This is a genomic window from Planomonospora alba (genome assembly GCF_039534085.1).
GTDB classification, from domain to species: domain Bacteria; phylum Actinomycetota; class Actinomycetes; order Streptosporangiales; family Streptosporangiaceae; genus Planomonospora_B; species Planomonospora_B alba.
This window is the reverse complement of record NZ_BAAAUT010000135.1, coordinates 1-2,391: the sequence shown is the minus strand read 5'-3', so window position 1 is coordinate 2,391 and position 2,391 is coordinate 1. Positions and strand designations below refer to the sequence as shown.

Annotated in this window: 1 protein-coding gene; it reads left to right on the top strand. The window is 75.6% G+C overall.

Features of this window, described 5'->3' with window-relative positions; translation table 11 throughout:
• Positions 1 to 74 precede the first annotated feature (74 nt).
• On the top strand, positions 75 to 2,391 hold a 2,317-nt coding region (locus ABD823_RS34225; protein ID WP_344867071.1), incomplete at its 3' end, for a type I polyketide synthase.

Sequence of the window (2,391 nt, the reverse complement as noted above, 5' to 3'; positions counted from 1 at the left end):
CGCTGGCGGTGCACCGGCGGGCTCGGGGCCTGGCGGCGACGTCGCTGGCGTGGGGTCTGTGGGCCGGAGCCGGCATGGGCGGCGAGCTGAGCCGGGCCGACGCGGCACGGATCTCCAAGGGCGGCATCGCGGCGCTCTCGCAGGAGGAGGGGCTGGCGCTGTTCGACGCCGCCACCGCGACCGGTGACCCGGTCCTGCTCCCGGTCGCCTTCGACCTGGCCGCCTACCGGGCCCAGACGGAACCGGTGCCGCCGGTGATGCGCGTGCTGGTCGGACCGGCCGCCCGCAGGACCGCCGCGTCCGGCAGCGGAGGCGGGCGGTCGCTGGGCGCCCGGCTCGCGGCACTGCCCGAGAACGAGCGCGCGGACGCCCTCATCACGCTGGTCAGAGCGGAGATCGCGACCGTCCTCGCGCACGACGGTGCGGACGCCGTCGACCCGGGCCAGGCGTTCGCCAAGATGGGCTTCGACTCGCTGAGCGCGGTCGAGCTCCGCAACCGGCTCAACGCGGCCACCGGGCTGCGCCTGCCGTCCACCCTCGTCTTCGACTACCCCACGCCCGCCGCGCTGGCCCGCTTCCTGGAGGCTGAGCTGGTCGGCGCCGTGCCGGAGGCGGAGACCGCACCGTCCGCCGCGGCGGACGACGAGCCGATCGCGATCGTCGCGATGAGCTGCCGCTACCCCGGCGGGATCTCCTCGCCGGAGGAGCTGTGGCGCCTGGTGGCCGAGGGCGGCGACGCCATCGGCGCCTTCCCCGCCGACCGGGGCTGGGACGTCGAGGGCATCTACGACCCCGAGCCCGGCACACCGGGCAAGACCTACACGCGCGAGGGCGGCTTCCTGTACGACGCGGCCGACTTCGACCCGGACTTCTTCGGCATCTCGCCCCGCGAGGCCCTGGCGATGGACCCGCAGCAGCGCCTGGTGCTGGAGACCTCCTGGGAGGCGTTCGAGCGGGCCGGGATCGACCCGGTCACGCTGCGCGGCAGCCGTACCGGGGTGTTCGTCGGCGTGATGTACCACGACTACGGCAGCAGGTTCACGGAGGTGCCGGAGAGCCTCGCCGGATATCTCAGCAACGGCAGCCTCAGCAGCGTGGTCTCGGGCCGGGTGGCCTACACCCTCGGCCTGGAGGGCCCGGCGGTCACGGTGGACACGGCGTGCTCGTCGTCGCTGGTGGCGATGCACTGGGCGATGCAGGCGCTGCGGCAGGGCGAGTGCACGCTCGCCCTGGCCGGGGGTGTCGCGCTGATGTTCACCCCCGACTCGTTCCTGGACTTCGGGCGTCAGCGCGGCCTGGCCGCCGACGGCCGGTGCAAGCCGTTCGCGGCCGCCGCCGACGGCACCGGCTGGTCGGAGGGGGCGGGCATGGTGCTGCTGGAGCGCCTGTCGGACGCCCGCCGCAACGGCCACACCGTGCTCGCGGTGGTGCGCGGTTCGGCGGTCAACCAGGACGGCGCGTCCAACGGCCTGACCGCGCCCAACGGCCCCTCCCAGCAGCGGGTCATCCGCCAGGCGCTGGCCAGCGCCGGGCTGACCCCGGCCGAGGTGGACGCCGTCGAGGCGCACGGCACCGGCACCACGCTCGGCGATCCGATCGAGGCGCAGGCGGTCATCGCCACCTACGGCCAGGACCGCGACCGGCCGCTCTGGCTGGGCTCGGTCAAGTCGAACCTCGGGCACACCCAGGCGGCGGCCGGCGTCGCGGGCGTGATCAAGGTCGTGCAGGCGATGCGGCACGGCGTGCTGCCCAAGACCCTCCACCTGGACGAGCCGACGCCGCACGTGGACTGGTCGGCCGGGGCGGTGGAGCTGCTGGCCGAGCCGGTGGAGTGGCCGCGCGACGGCCACCCGCGCAGGGCCGGTGTCTCGTCGTTCGGCATCAGCGGCACCAACGCCCACGTGATCATCGAGGAGGCGGCCGCCGAGGACGCGCCCGCCGGTGACGGGCTCCCCTCGGGAACCGACGGGACCTCCGGAGCCGACAGGATCACCGGAGCCGACGGGATCACCGAGATCGCCGGGGAGGCGCCCGCCGGGCCGCCCGCCGGGCCGCCCGCCGTACCGCTGGTGGTCACCGCCGTCGGCGACGGCGCGCTGCGGGCGCGCGCCGCGCAGCTCGTGGCCCTCGCCGAGTCGTCCGCCGCCCCGGACCTCGTGGACCTGGGCTACTCCCTGGCCACCTCCCGTACGGCCTTCGCGCAGCGCGCGGTGGTGGTCGCGGAGTACCGCGAGGAGTTCCTGCGCGGCGCGCGGGCGCTCGCGGAGGGGGAGAGCGCGCCCAACGTGGTCTCCGGATCGCCCGCCGGAGGCAGGCTCGCGTTCCTGTTCACCGGACAGGGCAGCCAGCGCGCCGGGATGGGCCGGGGCCTGCACGCGGCGTTCCCGGTCT